The sequence below is a fragment of the Pseudomonas sp. AKS31 genome (genome assembly GCF_023634765.1).
Lineage (GTDB): Bacteria > Pseudomonadota > Gammaproteobacteria > Pseudomonadales > Pseudomonadaceae > Aquipseudomonas.
In genome coordinates this window covers 1,118,668-1,134,383 of the sequence record NZ_JAMLFX010000002.1, presented here as the reverse complement: position 1 = coordinate 1,134,383, position 15,716 = coordinate 1,118,668, and the positions used below count along the sequence as shown (strand labels likewise).

Annotated in this window: 16 protein-coding genes; 7 read left to right on the top strand and 9 right to left on the bottom strand. The window is 58.5% G+C overall.

The genetic code is table 11. The annotated features are described in order from the left end of the window. Window positions 1-153 precede the first annotated feature (153 nt). The 3 genes from M9827_RS10970 (at window position 154) to M9827_RS10960 (ending at window position 1,502) form a co-directional block, all read left to right on the top strand. Window positions 154-519 carry a hypothetical protein gene (locus tag M9827_RS10970; RefSeq protein WP_250605453.1) on the top strand — a complete coding sequence of 122 codons (366 nt, stop codon included), beginning with the start codon at window positions 154-156 and terminating at the stop codon, window positions 517-519. 87 nt (window positions 520-606) lie between these two features. Further along, entirely contained in the window at window positions 607-1,134 is a 528-nt protein-coding gene (locus M9827_RS10965) for a hypothetical protein (protein WP_284676807.1), read from the top strand. Window positions 1,135-1,139: 5 nt separating this feature from the next. After that, window positions 1,140-1,502 carry a hypothetical protein gene (locus tag M9827_RS10960; protein ID WP_250605451.1) on the top strand — a complete coding sequence of 121 codons (363 nt, stop codon included), beginning with the start codon at window positions 1,140-1,142 and terminating at the stop codon, window positions 1,500-1,502. Window positions 1,503-1,563: 61 nt separating this feature from the next. Here M9827_RS10960 and M9827_RS10955 read toward each other — a convergent pair whose 3' ends face one another. Together M9827_RS10955 and M9827_RS10950 are read right to left on the bottom strand one after the other, a co-directional pair. Continuing rightward, window positions 1,564-2,607 carry an LLM class flavin-dependent oxidoreductase gene (locus M9827_RS10955; RefSeq protein WP_250605450.1) on the bottom strand — a complete coding sequence of 348 codons (1,044 nt, stop codon included), beginning with the start codon at window positions 2,605-2,607 and terminating at the stop codon, window positions 1,564-1,566. A gap of 159 nt (window positions 2,608-2,766) precedes the next feature. Continuing rightward, window positions 2,767-3,252, bottom strand: a complete 486-nt coding sequence (locus tag M9827_RS10950) for a flavin reductase family protein (protein WP_003225754.1) — start codon at window positions 3,250-3,252, stop codon at window positions 2,767-2,769. A 324-nt stretch (window positions 3,253-3,576) separates the two neighbouring features. On the opposite strand from M9827_RS10950, the gene M9827_RS10945 reads away from it, so the two are divergent. After that, on the top strand, window positions 3,577-4,983 hold the full coding sequence (locus M9827_RS10945; protein WP_250605449.1) for a purine-cytosine permease family protein: 1,407 nt from the start codon (window positions 3,577-3,579) through the stop codon (window positions 4,981-4,983). 248 nt (window positions 4,984-5,231) lie between these two features. Further along, window positions 5,232-6,332, top strand: a complete 1,101-nt coding sequence (locus M9827_RS10940; RefSeq protein ID WP_250605448.1) for a polyamine ABC transporter substrate-binding protein — start codon at window positions 5,232-5,234, stop codon at window positions 6,330-6,332. A gap of 123 nt (window positions 6,333-6,455) precedes the next feature. Here the strand turns inward: M9827_RS10940 and M9827_RS10930 are convergent, their stop codons facing one another. Further along, on the bottom strand, window positions 6,456-7,430 hold the full coding sequence (locus tag M9827_RS10930; protein WP_250605447.1) for a TerC family protein: 975 nt from the start codon (window positions 7,428-7,430) through the stop codon (window positions 6,456-6,458). Between the two features lie 136 nt (window positions 7,431-7,566). Next, entirely contained in the window at window positions 7,567-8,355 is a 789-nt protein-coding gene (locus tag M9827_RS10925) for an AraC family transcriptional regulator (protein WP_250605446.1), read from the bottom strand. Between the two features lie 84 nt (window positions 8,356-8,439). Between M9827_RS10925 and M9827_RS10920 the strand changes: the two genes are divergently transcribed. Then, window positions 8,440-9,438 (top strand): bile acid:sodium symporter family protein, encoded by a 999-nt coding sequence (locus M9827_RS10920; protein ID WP_250605445.1) that lies wholly within the window; start codon window positions 8,440-8,442, stop codon window positions 9,436-9,438. Between the two features lie 93 nt (window positions 9,439-9,531). Here M9827_RS10920 and M9827_RS10915 read toward each other — a convergent pair whose 3' ends face one another. Continuing rightward, window positions 9,532-10,134, bottom strand: coding sequence for a LuxR C-terminal-related transcriptional regulator (locus M9827_RS10915; protein WP_250605444.1), 603 nt, complete (start codon window positions 10,132-10,134; stop codon window positions 9,532-9,534). A gap of 114 nt (window positions 10,135-10,248) precedes the next feature. Between M9827_RS10915 and M9827_RS10910 the strand changes: the two genes are divergently transcribed. Further along, on the top strand, window positions 10,249-11,865 hold the full coding sequence (locus M9827_RS10910; RefSeq protein ID WP_250605443.1) for an ATP-binding response regulator: 1,617 nt from the start codon (window positions 10,249-10,251) through the stop codon (window positions 11,863-11,865). Window positions 11,866-11,963: 98 nt separating this feature from the next. Here the strand turns inward: M9827_RS10910 and yecR are convergent, their stop codons facing one another. From yecR to M9827_RS10890, 4 genes are all read right to left on the bottom strand, one after another. Continuing rightward, window positions 11,964-12,272 carry a YecR family lipoprotein gene (gene yecR, locus M9827_RS10905; RefSeq protein WP_250605442.1) on the bottom strand — a complete coding sequence of 103 codons (309 nt, stop codon included), beginning with the start codon at window positions 12,270-12,272 and terminating at the stop codon, window positions 11,964-11,966. Between the two features lie 31 nt (window positions 12,273-12,303). Further along, entirely contained in the window at window positions 12,304-12,618 is a 315-nt protein-coding gene (locus tag M9827_RS10900) for a hypothetical protein (RefSeq protein ID WP_250605441.1), read from the bottom strand. A gap of 508 nt (window positions 12,619-13,126) precedes the next feature. Next, complete coding sequence (locus tag M9827_RS10895; RefSeq protein WP_250605440.1) at window positions 13,127-14,299, bottom strand: cystathionine gamma-synthase; 1,173 nt, start codon at window positions 14,297-14,299, stop codon at window positions 13,127-13,129. Then, window positions 14,296-15,672 (bottom strand): pyridoxal-phosphate dependent enzyme, encoded by a 1,377-nt coding sequence (locus M9827_RS10890; protein ID WP_250605439.1) that lies wholly within the window; start codon window positions 15,670-15,672, stop codon window positions 14,296-14,298. The genes M9827_RS10895 and M9827_RS10890 overlap by 4 nt, the downstream gene beginning before the upstream one ends. Between the last annotated feature and the right edge of the window lie 44 nt (window positions 15,673-15,716).

The window sequence follows — 15,716 nt, the reverse complement described above, 5'->3', positions numbered from 1 at the left end:
ATACTGGCGCAGGTGCACAGAGTTCGGAGGCAGCGGAGACTGGGAAAGATTGGAGAAAGCTCTGCGCGATGAGGTGCATCATCAGGCGCAGAGCCTGGAGTAGATTTGTGGGGATCCCTCAGGGGCTGTCCCGTTTATCTTGAGAGACTGATCATGTCAGCGATTTTAAGTTATAAAGAAATAATGCAGCGAGTGTTTTACTACTATCCAATTTACTGCAGGACTAAGATCAGGAAGAACAAAAAATCAGGTTTTTCCTGGGTTGAAGGGGAACTTGAAGTCGGCTATGCATTAAATGAGATGGAAGAAAGTTTTGTTACTCCAGTTGAAAAGCTAATGCTGCAGACTGCCGGGCTTGTGTTGTCGGCGGGAAGAGAACCCAAGGTCGCTTTTGATTTTTCGGTTGACCATATAAAAGGGATTATTGAGGTGCATGGGTTAGCGTCTCTTATGTCACAGTTGTCTGAGCAAGATGCTGTGCAGGTCGAGTCGGACTTAAAGCTTTTAGACATTATTTAACGATTGCTGCAGGGCAGGTTTATTGAACTCGATAAGTCTGCCCGCTAAGTCTTTACAGGGTAATAAAAAGTGATTAGAGCGGGACTTTTGCTTTCACTGGTTTTCCTGATTGCAGGCTGCCACTCCAACCTCAGAGACTCTTCTCCCAGTCTTTTAAAGGATGGTGTACAACTTCAGCAAAAAACGGCTATGGCAGATGCACAACACGCCAAAGTCATCATGAAAGCGACAGGTTACACGTACCCTGTCGAGTTCTCGGTCCGCCGTGCTGCAGATCCCGATCGGCGAATGGAAGTGCTGGGTACTGTGGTGGATTCCGGGCGGGGCAAGGTATTCGGCTGGATCGCCAAATTTAGCGAAGCGGCCAATAGCGCCACGTTCAAACACTTCCCTCAGTTGGAAACGCAAGCCAATGCCGACGAACCCTTCGAGGTGTCGGGGCGTTCCAACGGCATGGGTACCGGCAATACTTATAGCTGCGGGCCGCTGAACAGTACTTTTACCCCGGAGCGAAGCAAGGTCTACCTGGTGGAGTTTCAGTTTGTTGGGCAGGGTTGCGAGCAGCATGTTTACGATGTCACCCGGCCGGGTCAGCGTAGCCTCATCGGAGCCTGAGCCATTTGAAATTACACATTCATTTCCCTGACAACCTGATCTCCGATGATTTGCTCAGACAGCAACGGATTCCCTGCCTTTGCAAGGTTTCAACGCAATTCGAAATTTCCTTCTCGGATACAGTCCCTGAATCATCCGGGATCGTATCGGGCTGGAGTCGTGAGGAACTGGAACGACGTGCGGTCGCCGGGGCGGGTGGTCAATACACCCACTATGCCAATAGTCTGATTACCTTGAGTAAAATCAGCGAAGGCCTTTACCAGATCATTGATCTTGAAATGTTCTACCGAAGCTTTGGTTGGTGCGCTGTTTTCCGAGATGGACAATACGCACCCGCCGGAAATTTCTGGGACGATGAGCCGACGTAAAACTAAAACGCCCCGAACTCTGCCGGGGCGTTTTCATTTACTGGACCGAGCCAGCAGGCGTTTACCGAAACGCCGGCACTACATGCTTGATAAACAGCTCCAACGACTTCTTCTTCTCGTCATGCGGCAAGCTGTTGTCACACCAGAAACTGAACTCATCCACCCCCAGTTCCTGGTAGTACTTGATCCGCGGAATGATCTCCTCCGGCGTACCAATCATCGCCGTCTTGTGCAGGCTTTCCAGCTCAAACTCCGGACGCCCGGCAAACTTCTCTTCCGGGCTCGGCGCGAGGAAGCCATTGACCGGGGTTTCCTTGTTGCCGAACCAGGCATCGAAGGTGCGGTAGAAACGTGAGATCGCTTTCGCGCCGACTTTCCAGCCATCCGGGTTATCGGCGGTGTGTACATGAGTATGGCGCAGCACCATCAGTTGCGGACGCGGCACGTCTGGATTGTTGTCCAGCGCGGTCTGGAACTTGTTCTTCAGGTCGAGGACTTCTTCGTCGCCCTTCATCAACGGTGTGACCATCACGTTGCAGCCGTTGGCCACAGCGAAGTTGTGCGAATCCGGGTCGCGGGCGGCGATCCACATTGGCGGGTTGGGCTTCTGAATTGGTTTTGGCACGCTGGTGGAGGTGGGGAATTTCCAGATATCGCCGTCATGGGCGTAGTCGCCTTGCCACAGGGCGCGGACCACTGGAACCATTTCACGCAGTGCCTGGCCACCGCTGGAGGCGGGCATGCCGCCGGCCATGCGATCGAATTCAACCTGATAGGCACCACGGGCCAGGCCTACTTCCATGCGACCGTTGCTGATGACGTCGAGCAACGCGCATTCACCGGCAACGCGCAACGGGTGCCAGAACGGCGCAATGATGGTGCCGGCGCCGAGGTGAATGGTGGTGGTTTTGGCCGCGAGGTAGGCGAGCAATGGCATCGGGCTTGGCGAGATGGTGTATTCCATGGCGTGGTGTTCGCCGATCCACACGGTGCTGAAACCGCCGGCCTCGGCTATCAGGGTCAGTTCGGTGAGGTCTTCGAACAGTTGGCGGTGGCTGACGCTTTCGTCCCAGCGTTCCATGTGGATGAACAGGGAAAATTTCATGACGCTTCCTCGGATTTTTTGTTGTTGAGGCTACAAAAATCGGTGGGAGTGAGCGGTTCGCGATCGCGCTGTGTCAGTCGCTTGCTGCGTGGCCTGTAACACTGCCTTCGCGAGCAGGCTCGCTCCCACATTTGATTTGCATAGGGCTGGAGGTTTTGATCAGGCCAGGACGGGCAGGGCGCCCATCTTGCCGTGGCAATACACCAATGGCCCGGTGTGCTGTTCGGGAACGATCAGATTCTTCACCGCGCCGACCATGATGGCGTGGTCGCCGCCTTCGTATTCGCGCCACAGCTCACATTCGATGATAGCTGTCGCGTTGGCCAGGATCGGGTTACCCAGTTCGCTCAATGTCCATTCGATGCCTTGTGCCTTGTCCTTGCCTTTGCGGGCGAAGGCGTAGGCTTCGCTTTGCTGGCCGCCGGACAGAACGTGGATCGCAAAACGCTTGTTCTTGATCAGTACCGGGTACGAATCGGAGCTGTAGTTGGGGCAGAACAGCACCAGCGCCGGGTCCATCGACAGCGAGCTGAACGCGCTGGCCGTCAGGCCGACAATCTGACCGTCATCGTCCAGGGTGGTGATAACGGTTACGCCGGACGGGAACGAGCCCATGACTTGTTTGTAGATGGCGGCATCGATCATTGGTCGGTCCTCGGGTGTTGTGACGCTATTTTTATGTGTTTGTTGGTCTGATGGTATACCAGTATTCAATCTTTGCAAGGGCTTTTAAGCTGAACCGATAAACGTGCCGCGTTCGTCGGAAACTCAGCATTCACGGGGCTTTCGGCTGGTCTGCAAGCGGCTGTTTCAGCGAGGATGGCGTATCAGTTGGCGCCGTAAACTACGGATCAGTCTTGTGAATTGTTTGGAATACCATAATATGGTCTGCATCTGAGGGGCGGCCAGAGAGTCCCCCCGGTTTGGCTTCATACAACGATAAGAACAGACAAACTCGAGTTCATGCATATGTCCCAGATGTCCCGGCAAGATCCGTTGATCGAGAACCATACGGTCGACTACGTCCCACTCGCGGAACGCCACGGGAAGGCCCGCGACCTGTTCACTCTTTGGTTCAGCACCAACATTGCGCCACTGCCCATCGTCACCGGCGCCATGGTGGTTCAAGTGTTCCATCTCGATTTGCTTTGGGGGCTGCTGGCGATTGCGCTGGGGCACATGATTGGCGGTGTAGTGATTGCGCTGGCGTCGGCGCAAGGCCCGCGCATGGGCATTCCGCAAATGGTCCAGAGTCGCGGCCAGTTCGGTCGTTACGGCGCGCTGCTGATCGTGTTTTTCGCAGCGCTGATCTACATCGGTTTCTTTATTTCCAATATCGTCCTGGCCGGTAAATCCATCGTTGGCATCGCGCCCTCGGTGCCGGCGCCGCTGAGCATTCTGATCGGTGCACTCGCCGCTACGGCGATTGGCGTGATCGGCTACAACTTCATTCACACGCTCAATCGCATCGGTACGTGGGTGATGGGTGGCGCGTTGCTCGCCGGTTTCATCTATATCTTTGCCCATGACTTGCCGGCGGATTTTCTTAGCCGTGGCAGCTTCAACCTGTCCGGTTGGCTGGCGACGGTGTCGCTGGGGATCATCTGGCAGATCAGTTTCTCGCCGTACGTGTCCGATTACTCGCGCTACCTGCCTGCGGATATCGGCATTGCCAAGCCGTTCTGGGCGACTTATCTGGGCGCGACGCTGGGCACGATTCTGTCGTTCAGCTTTGGCGCCGTTGCGGTGCTGGCGACCCCGGAAGGCACCGAAGCGATGGTCGCGGTCAAGCAATCGACCGGGTGGCTCGGGCCGATTCTGATGGTGTTGTTTCTGCTGAATATCATCAGCCACAACGCGCTGAATCTGTATGGCGCGGTGCTGTCGATCATCACCTCGATCCAGACCTTCGCCAGCCAATGGACGCCGAGTATCAAGGTGCGCGTCGTGTTGTCGAGCTTGGTGCTCGCGGGTTGCTGCGTGGTTGCGCTGGGTGCATCGGCGGATTTCATTTCCGAGTTCATCGGTTTGATTCTGGCGTTGCTGCTGGTGTTGGTGCCGTGGGCGTCGATCAACCTGATCGACTTCTACCTGATCAAGCGCGGCAGCTACGACATCGCCTCGATCTTCCGCGCCGATGGCGGGGTTTACGGGCGCTTCAATCTGCACGCGATCACTGCGTACTTTATCGGCATCCTCGTGCAGTTACCGTTCGCCAACACCTCGCTGTACGTCGGGCCGTACGCCAATCTGGTCGAGGGCGCGGACTTGTCCTGGCTGGTCGGCCTGGTGGTCACCGTGCCGTTGTATTACTGCCTGGCGACACGCGGCCAGACTCAGCAGAGCAGGGCGGCGAGGTTGGGTTACACCGACTGAACTGATCCGCTTCACGACAATGCCCGGCCATTCGCCGGGCAATGTTGTTTCCGCATCCCGGCGGTCAATCAAATTGGCCACATCGATCCCCTTTTGGCCCATCCCCCACTGTGCTCCGGCTACGCTGTCAGCAAGAATCAAAGCCACAACCAGACGCTGAACCTTTTATTCCTTGGCTGCCTTTACAGCCGCTGCCGTGTACAGAACATAAAAACCATCGAACTCACGCTGCCTTTTGGGGAACAACCATGGTCACGATGAAACGTATTCTGGGTGCCACTGTGTGTGGGCTGACGCTGTTGGCCGGCGCTGTCCAGGCTGAGCAGCGCGAACTGCGCGTCTACAACTGGGCGGACTACATCCTGCCGTCCGTGCCCAAGGATTTCGCCGCAAAAAGCGGCATCAAAGTGACCTGGGACACCTTCGACACCAACGAATCCCTCGAAGCCAAACTGCTGACCGGCAATTCCGGTTACGACCTGGTGGTGCCGTCGAACCAGTTCCTTGAAACGCAGATCAAGGCTGGCGTGTTTCAGAAGCTGGATAAATCGAAACTGCCGAACTGGAGCCACCAGGACCCGGAACTGTTGAAACTGCTGGGCAAGAACGATCCGGGCAACCAGTACGGCGTGCCTTACATGGTCGGCACCGTGCTGATCGGCTTCAACCCGGCCAAGGTCAAAGCGGCGTTGGGCGACAACGCGCCGGTGGACAGCTGGGATCTGGTGTTCAAACCGGAGAACATGGAAAAACTCAAATCCTGCGGTGTAGCGATGCTTGATTCGCCGACAGAAATCCTGCCGCTGGCCCTCCACTACCTGGGCCTCGACCCGAACAGCCAGAACCCCGCCGATTATGAAAAAGCCAAGGAGCTGATGCTCAAGGTTCGCCCGTACGTGACCTACTTCAACTCGGCCAAATACATGACCGACATCGCCAACGGCGACATCTGCGTGGCCATCGGTTACTCCGGCAGCTTCTATCAGTTCGGCAACCGCGCCAAAGAGGCGAAAAACGGCGTAGTGGTCGACTGGCGCTTGCCGAAAGAAGGCGCGCCGATCTGGTTCGACACCTTCGCCATTCCGAAAAGCGCGAAGAACGTCGAGGAAGCGCATGAGTTCCTCAACAACCTGCTCGATCCGAAAGTGATCGCACCGATCAGCGACTTCCTCGGTTACCCGAATGCGAACAAGGATTCGATTCCTCTGATCAATAAGGAAATCACTGACAACCCGAACCTGACACCGACCCCGGAAGCGCTGAAAAAACTCTACGTTGTGCAGCCGTTGCCGCAGAAACTCGAGCGTGTGCGGACACGTGTGTGGACCAGCATCAAGTCCGATAAGTAACCGTCACCGCAATCCAAATGTGGGAGCGAGCTTGCTCGCGAAAGCGGTGAGTCATTCAACTTCGATGTTGACTGGTCCAACGCCTTCGCGAGCAAGCTCGCTCCCACAGGGTTTTGTGGTGTGTCATTCAGTGCTGCGTTCGCTCTCTCTGGTGGTCACCAGGCTCAGCAAAACCGAACTCAGAATAACCCCGCCCACCACCGCCAACGACCACTCCACCGGCATGTGCAACCACGGCATCAACACCATCTTGCCGCCGATAAACACCAGCACAATCGCCAGCCCATACTTGAGCAGATGAAAGCGGTCGGCCATGTCTGCCAGCAGGAAATACAGCGCGCGCAGGCCCATGATCGCGAAGATATTCGAAGTGAAGACAATGAACGGATCAGTCGTCACGGCGAAGATTGCCGGGATGCTGTCGACCGCGAACATCAAGTCACTGGCCTCGATCAGCACCAGCACCAGGAACATCGGGGTGGCCCAGCGCACGCCGTTCTGCAGGACGAAAAACCGTTCGCCATGAAAACTACTGGTGATGCGCATATGCCCGCGCACCCAGCGCAGCAACGGATTCTTTTCCAGATCGGGTTGATGGTCGGCAAACACCAGCATCTTGATCCCGGTGATGATCAGGAACACGCCGAACACGTACAGCAGCCACTCGAACTGCGACACCAGCCACACCCCGGCAAAAATCATCACCGCGCGCATTACGATGGCCCCGAGCACGCCGTACAGTAGCACCCGCCGCTGCAGCTCCGGCGGTACGGCGAAGTAGCTGAAGATCATCACGAAGACGAACATATTGTCGATCGACAGCGATTGCTCGATCAGATAACCGGTGAGGAATTCGAGGGTTTTCTGCCGGGCGATTTCGCCGCCGAACTCCCCGTTCAGATACCACCACAGCAGCCCGGCGAAGCTCAGCGCCAGCAAGCACCAGGCAATGACCCAAGCCGAGGCTTCTCGCACTGAAACCCGATGCGCCTTGCGCCCGCCGAATACAAAAAGGTCCAGGGCCAACATCGCAAGTACGAAGACGATGAAGGCGCCCCACATCCACGGTTCGCCGATATTGATGTTCGTTTCTGGCATGTCACGCTCCCTCTTTCTGGTTGTATTAGGGTCAGACGAGGTCATGCTAGCGACGTATTCGCGCGAAAGAAAAATCGTTTATTTCTGGGTTGGATTTCGGTTTTAACGAAGTATTGACCCCGTGGATGATCGCGGATCAGCGAAAAAACTCCCCCGGCGTCTCCCCAAACTGCTGGCGAAACGCTGCAATAAACGCTGACGTCGAGTCGTAACCACAGGCCAGCGCGACGTCGGTGACGCGTTCACCTTTTTCCAGCGGCGTCAGCGCACCGAGCAGGCGCAGACGCTGGCGCCAGGCGCGGAAGGTCAGGCCGGTGTCGCGCAGGAACAGGCGGGTGAGGGTCTTTTCGGTGACACCGAACTTCTCGCTCCAGTGGCTTAGCGTGGTCTGCTGTTCTGGATGCTGTTCAAGGCTCTGGTAGATCTGTTTCAAGCGTGGGTCTTGTGGCAACGGCAGCATCAGGTCGATCTGCGGCGCCTCGGCCAGTTGATCGAGGATCACCTGGGCCAGACGTCCGTGTGGGCCGCTCTGATCGTATTCCACCGGAACCTGACTGAACGCACGGATCAATTCCCGGAGCAGATCGCTGACGCCCAGCACATGGCAGCGCTCAAGCGCCCATCCGGCGACGCTGCAATCGATGTAGAGGCTGCGCATTTCCGTGTGCGGCGAGCTGAACACCCGATGCGGCACACCCGCCGGAATCCATACTGCGCGCTCGGGCGGGGCGACGAAGCGGCCGGCGCTGGTCTGTATTTCCAGTACCCCCTGAATCGCGTAGGACAACTGCACCCATGGGTGGCTGTGGCGCCGGGTCAGGGCGCGATTGGGCAGCGATTCGGTGCGCCCGTAGAGTGGACGCGGCAGGCTGGGAAGCCCGGGAATGCTGCGACGGACGCTTTTTTCATGTCCTTTAGGCGGCATCTTGTGGCCCTTCGGCGTTAGTCGGTAATTCGCAGCCACGTTAGAGTCGTCGGCACGCCCTGGCAACCCCCGGATGAACCGACCATGACTCGCCCACGTTTTTTGCCTGACAACTTCACCCTGACGCTGATCGGCGTCGTACTGCTGGCCAGTTTCCTGCCGGCCAGCGGCCAGGTCGCCGTCGGCTTCGGCTGGCTGACCAACATCGCCATCGCGCTGCTGTTTTTCCTCCACGGCGCCAAACTCTCCCGCGAATCAATCATCGCCGGCGCCGGTCACTGGCGCCTGCATTTGCTGGTGTTCGGCCTGACGTTTGTACTTTTCCCGTTACTGGGTCTGGCGCTCAAGCCGCTGCTGTCACCGCTGATCGGCGACAAGTTGTACATGGGCATGCTTTACCTGTGCGCACTGCCGGCCACGGTGCAATCGGCGATCGCTTTCACCTCTCTGGCGCGGGGCAATATCCCGGCGGCGATTTGCAGCGCGGCGGCATCGAGCCTGTTCGGGATTTTCCTCACACCGTTGTTGGTCACGCTGTTGCTCAACGTACACGGTGATGGCGGTTCGACGCTGGATGCGATTCTGAAGATCAGCGTGCAATTGCTGCTGCCGTTCATTGCCGGGCAGATCGTCCGGCGCTGGATCGGCGCGTGGGTGGGGCGTAACAAGAACTGGCTGAAGTTCGTCGATCAGGGCTCGATTCTGTTGGTGGTCTACGGCGCGTTCAGTGAGGCGGTCAATGAAGGCATCTGGCATCAGATTCCGGTCGTTGATCTGCTGGGATTGGTGGTGGTCTGCTGCATTCTGCTGGCGCTGGTGCTGTTGGCGTCGACGCTGTTGGGCAAGGCATTCGGCTTCAGCCAGGAAGATCGCATCACCATTCTGTTCTGCGGCTCAAAAAAGAGTCTGGCCACCGGCGTGCCAATGGCGCAGGTGTTGTTTGCCGGCAGCACGATTGGCGTGTTGATTCTGCCGTTGATGCTGTTCCATCAGATCCAGTTGATGGTCTGTGCGGTGCTGGCTCAGCGCTACGCCAAACGCCCCGAGTCGGTGCCGGAGTTGATGGCGCAGGTCGATCCATAACACACCGTCTACGTGTAGGAGCTGCCGCAGGCTGCGATCTTTTGATCTTGTCTTTTAAAAACAAACTCAAAAGATCGCAGCCTGCGGCAGCTCCTACAGAGTTCCTGCGTATTTCACGGCTGCCGCCCGCGAGGGCACGTTCAACGTGCGCAACAACGACGACACATGAATGCGCACCGTGAACGGGGAAATATCCAGTTCACGGGCGATTTCCTTGTTGGTCTTGCCTTGGGCGATCAAGCGCAGCACGTCTTGCTGCCGGGGCGTGAGGGCGGTGGCGGTTTCCAGCGGCAGCAGCCCTGACGGCGCGAACTTCACCAGCACTTCACCTTCTCGAATCGCCAGAATCGCCTGGCCGATTTCCTCGGGGGCGATGTTCTTGCCGATAAAACCGTCGATACCGGCGGCCATGACCTCGCTGATCAACGCCTCATCATCAACCATCGACACCACGATCAGTGTGGTGCGTGGCAAGCGCTGGCGCAGCCCGGCGAGCTGGCTGATGCAGGTCAGGCCCGGAAAACGCAGGTCCAGCATCAGCGTGTCCGGCTCGTCACCCGACGGCAGCAGTGCGAGCACCGCGTCGAGATCGCCGGCTTCGTCGACGATGGCGTCGGGCAGCAAACGCTGGACCGTGCGCAGCATCGCTTCGCGAAACAGTGGGTGATCGTCGGCTATGATAATTCGGCATGTCATGGCATGACCCTCCCTGGGTCAGGCGTTGCTCAATGCGTGCACCTTAACACCGGGCGCAAATGTTGCCTGTAGGCTGCTTCTGAATCTGACGAATACCGCACAAGGACGTTTCCCGTGAAGTTCGAGAAAAATACCGAACTCGACCAGGCCAATCTGCGCATTATCATCGCCGCGATTGCCGTGGTTTACATGCTCGTCCTCGGTTTTTTGCCGGGGCAGCGCTTCGATACCTATTTGCCGGTGGTCACTTACATCGGCCTGTTTTTGCTGGCCTCGATTGTGCTGCGCCAAGCGATTGTGCGCTGGCCCGGGCATTACCCGGTACGGCGGATCTTCGCCATGATCCACGATTACACCGGTACCTGTTTCGGTCTGGTGGTCGGTGGTGAGGCGGCATTGCCGCTGTACGCGGTGATTGTCTGGGTCAACCTCGGCAACGGTATGCGTTATGGCTCGCGCTACCTGGCAATCGCCACGGCGCTGGCGTTGCTGTCGCTGCTGTGTGTCTATCGGCTGACACCGGTGTGGCAGGCGCAACCGTTTATGGTGTTGATGCTGATGATCACCAGCACGGTGATCCCGTTTTACGCGCACTTGCTGCTGGAGCGCACGCGCAAGGCCTCCGAGGAAGCGGTTGCGGCAAATCTGGAAAAGTCGCGTTTTCTCGCGCAAGCCAGTCATGACCTGCGCCAGCCGATTCACTCCATTGGGCTATTTACCGCGTGCCTGCGTGAATCGCGTCTGGGCGATGAGGAGCGACGCCTGGTCGACAATATCGATCGTTCGTTGCTCAACGTCTCGCAGTTGTTCCGCTCGATTCTCGATCTGTACACCCTCGACAACGGGCGAGTCCTGCCCAAACTGCAAATCTTCAATTTGGGTGAATGGCTGGCAGACCTGATTCGTCAGAACGCCGAAGCGGCGCGTTGGGCGGGCGTGGAACTGCGCTTGCGGCCCTGTGAATATTGGGTGTGCAGCGATCCGGCGTTGCTGGCAACCATGGTGCAGAACGTGCTTTCCAACTGCTTCAAATACGGTGCGCATCGGCCGGTTTTGATCGGCGTGCGTCGCCGCGGGGCTGGGCTGGCCATCGTGATTTGTGACCGCGGCAACGGTATCGCCGAAGAACATCTGGCCAAGGTGTTCGAGGAGTTTTATCGGATACGGCAAGTGCGCGACAAAGATGTCGAAGGCGTGGGCCTGGGTCTGTCGATCGTCAAGCGTCTGGGTGAATTGATGGGGGTCGGTGTTGCCCTGCGTTCGCAGTCCGGGCGGGGAACCGCGGTGACCTTGTACGGCTTGCCGATCGCCGCGCCGCCGCCCTTGACGGTCAATCGCGAAGAGGCGCGACAGGTCGGTTTGCTGACCGGGCTGAAGGTGTGTCTGGTGGAGGACGACCGCAACGTGCTGCTGGCGACGTCAGCGTTGCTGGAACGTTGGGGCTGTGTGGTTCAGGCCGAGTTGACTGCGCGGGATCTGGTCACCGACTGCGACATCATCGTCGCCGACTATGACCTAGGCACCCACGCCACCGGTATCGAATGCATCGATGATGTGCGCAGGCAAAGGGGCTGGGCGGTACCGGCGATGATCATCACCGGGCATGACGTGGAAAAAATCCAGGCAGCCCTGCATGACCGCCAGATTGCCATCCTGTCCAAACCGGTACGCCCGGCCGAACTGCGCGCGACCCTACGAACGCTGCGCGACTGCGAAACCCAAACCGTGTAGGAGCTGCGGCACGCTGCGATCTTTTGATGTCAATCAGAAGAGCAAGATCAGAAGATCGCAGCCTCGTTGCACTCGACAGCTCCTACAGGGTCAAGCGTCTAGCGTTTGCACAGGTAATCCTGGGTGATGGTGGTCTGCAGGCAGTTGTACTGGCCCATGGTGCGGCAGATGTTTTTCTCCGAGCCGGTGACCTCGGCGTTTTTGTAGCCCCAGGTCTTGCAGCGTTGTGTGGCGACGGTCAGGCCCTGTTCGGCGCTGGTCTCGCCGCTTTCGAACTGGCCAAGTTCATAGGAAACCTGGACGATGCCGTCGTTTTTGCTGCCGCCAGTGGCTTCCCATTGTTTTGGCGTGGCGCAGCCAGTGAGGAAAAGGGCGCTGAGGGTGAGTGTTGCGATCAGGGTTTTCATGGGCAAACGGAGTCCTTTACCGGGCGGGAAATTATTGCAGTGGGATTGGCGAAGCGCCTTTTGGCAGGCACGACAGCGGCGGCTTCATGATGCCCATGCTCGCCACGGCGATGATGACGCCGCTGGGCAATTCACAGTTGTATTCCCCGGCCGGGGTGTAGGCGGTGTAGTAGGTGAGGGTGCTGTCGTTGCGGATGTTGTCGATTTTCGACACTGGTTTACCGATCACCGTCTGAGCACGTTCTTTCATGCTCGCTTCCGTGGGTTTGACGGTCTGGCAGCCGGCCACGCCGAGCAGTACAGCGCCGGCCAGGGCGATCTTGCAGAGGTTCGCATGGAGTTTCATGGTGTTTCTTCCTTGGTGTTGTTCTGATTTCCAGGCACAACGATCCCGTACGCTGCGAACTGGCAACGTTGAGGAGCATCGAGGGGTGCCGAGGAATATAACGCCACCTGGCAGGGCGGTCGATTAGCACAAATGTGCTAGTGCGGCGGGGAGCGACGGGCGTTAGGCGCTTCTCTTCCTGCCCGACTCGGGCAAAGCTCGAATCAGTCTAAAAACACTGAGTCGCGCTGGCGAGCCTTTGCTAGGCTCAAAGGTGTAGGCGAAGACGCAGACTGATGCGCAATCGGATAGCAAGGGGGCGTGGGGCGCGCTCCGAAAGGTACACGGTTAGAAAGATCTCCGCGCTGAGATCCAGCCCTTATGCCGTGTGAAGCAGCCGAGGCCGTACCTTTTCAATTTGGCCCGGTACTGTGGGAAGCCCGATAAACCTTGTAAGCCAGAGACCAGCACTGGCCGCCTGCTCGAACACCAAAGCCCGCTTCGTGCGGGCTTTGTCGTTCTTGCCAGGTCAGATCGATTGCAGTGCCTGCGCCAGATCGGCGCGCAGGTCTTCGACGTCTTCAACGCCCACCGACAGACGCACCAGACCATCGCCGATGCCCAGTTTTGCCCGGGTATCAGCCGGAATGGTGGCATGGGTCATGATCGCCGGATGCTCGATCAGGCTTTCCACGCCACCGAGACTTTCCGCCAGGGCGAAGATCTTCACGTTCTCCAGGAAGCGCCGCGCACCGTCCAGATCACTGTTCAGGTCGACGGAAATCATCCCGCCGAAACCGCGCATCTGGCGCTTGGCCAACTCATGCTGCGGATGCGACGCCAGTCCTGGGTAGTAGACATGTTTGACCTGCGGCTGCTGTTCCAGCCACTGCGCCAGATTCAGCGCATTGCTGCAATGACGCTCCATGCGCAGTGCCAGGGTTTTCACCCCGCGCAGGGTCAGAAACGCGTCGAACGGCCCGGCGATCGCGCCCACAGCGTTCTGCAGGAAGCCCAGTTTTTCCGCCAGTTCAGCGTTCTGCCCAACCACGGCGATGCCGCCAATCACATCGGAGTGACCGTTGAGGTACTTGGTGGTCGAGTGCAGCACGATGTCGAAACCCAGTTCCAGCGGTCGCTGGATATACGGGCTGGCAAAGGTGTTGTCGGCCACGCTGATGATCCCGCGAGCGCGGCAGATACGGGCGATAGCGGCGAGGTCCGACAGGCTCAGCAGCGGGTTGGTCGGTGACTCGACAATCACCAGTCGTGTGTCGTCCTGCAACGCCGCTTCGAACGCCGCCAGGTCAGTCAGATCGACGTAGCTGAAACGGTGTCCGGCACTGCGCTGACGGACCTTGTCGAACAGGCGGAACGTGCCGCCGTACAAGTCATTGCCGGAGATCACGTGCGAACCGGCATCGATCAGTTCGAGCACCGTGGAAATCGTTGCCAGCCCGGAAGCAAAGGCAAACGCCTGGGTGCCGCCTTCAAGATCCGCCACGCAACGCTCCAGGGCAAACCGCGTCGGGTTGTGCGAGCGCCCGTAATCGAAACCCTTGTGCACGCCGGGGCTGTCTTGCAGGTACGTGGAGTTGGCGTAGATCGGCGGCATCAGCGCGCCGGTGGTCGGGTCCGGCTCCTGCCCGGCGTGGATCACCCGGGTCGCGAAGCCTTGGGATTTATCGTCGTGATGACTCATGCGAGGGATCTCCGTAATTGGTTGAGCATGTCGGTGCGGGTGATCAGGCCATGGAAGCCCGATGCATCGGCGATGATCGCGACAAGGCCACGGCTGAGCACCGCTTCCAGTTCGGCGAGGCTGGCGCCAGGGGCGAGGGTCTGTAGCTTGTCGGTCATTACGCTGGACACCGATTGGCTGAAGCGGGCGGCGTCTTCGTGCACCGCCAGCAGGATGTCGGATTCGTCGATCACCCCGACCAGTTGTTTGCCGTCCACCAGCACCGGCAATTGCGAGACATCGGCCAGGCGCATGCGCTGGAACGCGGTGAGCAGGGTGTCGTCAGGGCCGACGCTGATCACCCGGCCGTCCTCGAAACGTCGAGCGATGAGGTCACGCAGATCACCGTAACCCTTGCGCTGCAACAGGCCTTGATCGGTCATCCACTGGTCGTTGTAGACCTTCGACAAGTAGCGTGTACCGGTGTCACAAACGAAGCTGACCACACGTTTCGGCTCGGTCTGTTCGCGGCAATAACGCAGCGCCGCAGCGAGCAGGGTGCCGGTCGACGAGCCGCCGAGAATGCCTTCGGCCTTGAGCAACTGACGGGCGTGAGCGAAGCTTTCTTCATCGCTGATCGAGTAGGCGTGGCGCACGCTGGAGAGGTCGGTGATCGACGGAATAAAGTCCTCGCCAATGCCTTCCACGGCCCATGAACCGGGCTTGGGCAGAGAGCCGTCGCGGCTGTATTGCGCCATCACCGAACCGACCGGATCGGCCAAGACCATTTCCAGGTCCGGCTGCACGCGTTTGAAGAAGCGGCTCAGGCCCGTCAGCGTGCCGGCCGAACCGACGCCGACGACGATGGCATCCAGATCATGCTCGGTCTGCGCCCAGATCTCCGGCGCCGTGCTGCATTCGTGGGCCAGCGGGTTGGCCGGGTTGTTGAACTGATCGGCGAAAAAAGCGCCGGGAATGTCTTTTGCCAAACGTGCGGCGACGTCCTGGTAATACTCGGGATGGCCCTTGCCGACGTCGGAGCGGGTGATGTGCACTTCGGCACCCATGGCCTTCAAGTGCAGGACTTTCTCGGTGGACATTTTGTCCGGCACCACCAGCACCACGCGATAACCTTTGGCGCGGCCAACCAGTGCCAGACCCAGGCCGGTATTGCCGGCGGTGGCTTCGACGATGGTGCCACCGGGTTGCAGACGACCATCACGTTCGGCGGCGTCGATCATGGCCAGACCGATGCGGTCCTTGATGGAACCGCCGGGGTTCTGCGATTCAAGTTTGAGAAACAGTGTGCACGGGCCAGTATCGAAACGAGTGACTTGAACCAGCGGAGTGTTGCCTATCAGCCCAAGTACGGCAGGGCGTGATTCCTTTGACATTTCTTCACCTCTTAATGGTGTTGATCGCGTTCCAATCGCGGGGA

Bases quoted from the DNA above. Each gene is read 5' to 3' on its own strand.
- M9827_RS10915 (WP_250605444.1), bottom strand. From the start codon at position 10,134: ATGACATGCCGAATTATCATAGCCGACGATCACCCACTGTTTCGCGAA.
- M9827_RS10930 (WP_250605447.1), bottom strand. From the start codon at position 7,430: ATGCCAGAAACGAACATCAATATCGGCGAACCGTGGATGTGGGGCGCC.
- M9827_RS10890 (WP_250605439.1), bottom strand. From the start codon at position 15,672: ATGTCAAAGGAATCACGCCCTGCCGTACTTGGGCTGATAGGCAACACT.
- yecR (WP_250605442.1), bottom strand. From the start codon at position 12,272: ATGAAAACCCTGATCGCAACACTCACCCTCAGCGCCCTTTTCCTCACT.
- M9827_RS10940 (WP_250605448.1), top strand. From the start codon at position 5,232: ATGGTCACGATGAAACGTATTCTGGGTGCCACTGTGTGTGGGCTGACG.
- M9827_RS10950 (WP_003225754.1), bottom strand. From the start codon at position 3,252: ATGATCGATGCCGCCATCTACAAACAAGTCATGGGCTCGTTCCCGTCC.
- M9827_RS10900 (WP_250605441.1), bottom strand. From the start codon at position 12,618: ATGAAACTCCATGCGAACCTCTGCAAGATCGCCCTGGCCGGCGCTGTA.
- M9827_RS10925 (WP_250605446.1), bottom strand. From the start codon at position 8,355: ATGCCGCCTAAAGGACATGAAAAAAGCGTCCGTCGCAGCATTCCCGGG.
- M9827_RS10945 (WP_250605449.1), top strand. From the start codon at position 3,577: ATGTCCCAGATGTCCCGGCAAGATCCGTTGATCGAGAACCATACGGTC.
- M9827_RS10955 (WP_250605450.1), bottom strand. From the start codon at position 2,607: ATGAAATTTTCCCTGTTCATCCACATGGAACGCTGGGACGAAAGCGTC.
- M9827_RS10970 (WP_250605453.1), top strand. From the start codon at position 154: ATGTCAGCGATTTTAAGTTATAAAGAAATAATGCAGCGAGTGTTTTAC.
- M9827_RS10895 (WP_250605440.1), bottom strand. From the start codon at position 14,299: ATGAGTCATCACGACGATAAATCCCAAGGCTTCGCGACCCGGGTGATC.
- M9827_RS10920 (WP_250605445.1), top strand. From the start codon at position 8,440: ATGACTCGCCCACGTTTTTTGCCTGACAACTTCACCCTGACGCTGATC.